Source organism: Dellaglioa sp. CoH-57-MRSF-20 (genome assembly GCF_056781955.1).
Genome location: NZ_JBXAXV010000071.1, coordinates 1 through 549 on the forward strand (window position 1 = coordinate 1; position 549 = coordinate 549).

Consider the following 549-nt stretch of genomic DNA (forward strand, 5'->3'; position numbering starts at 1 on the left):
GGGCCAGCAAAAGAGAGACGAAAATGCATAGTGTGCTTGACGCAACTCACTATGCAGCATGTATCGACAATCTGCAACTTAAGCGCGCTGCTCAATTCTTTGAGCTAAGCAGCACGATTGATGATGGCGTGGCCGATTTCGTGGTTTGGATCATTCAGCAGGTGATGCCCGAAATCCGAAACGATTTGGCGCATCTTACCGAAACTGAAGTCGAGCAGGTGGCTTCTAAAGCACGGACCGCTGAAATGATGCGCGTGCTGCGTATTCTTGATATGTGTACGGTAGAACCGCGCGCCGAGGCCCAGTCGGTAGAAGCGGCCTATGCACGACGTGTGCGTGAAAAGTTGCTGAGCTAAGGAGAATTATGACACGAGAACAACGCGTGGCGTGCCGAGAAGCTTTCGAACGCACGACGGGCCGCACCATGATTCTATATCGCGGCGGTGACAACTATTTGGACCCAAAAACGACCCACGCGTGGGTCGTTTTCCAAACCGCATGGGCCGAGGCCCTGAAGGAATACGGCCAATGAAATACGATGATATAAAG

Annotated in this window: 1 protein-coding gene; it reads left to right on the forward strand. The window is 52.3% G+C overall.

From position 1 onward, the window contains the following. Positions 1-356: hypothetical protein (locus AC1RPN_RS08145; RefSeq protein ID WP_481763708.1), on the forward strand; the 356-nt coding region annotated here is incomplete at its 5' end. Between the last annotated feature and the right edge of the window lie 193 nt (positions 357-549).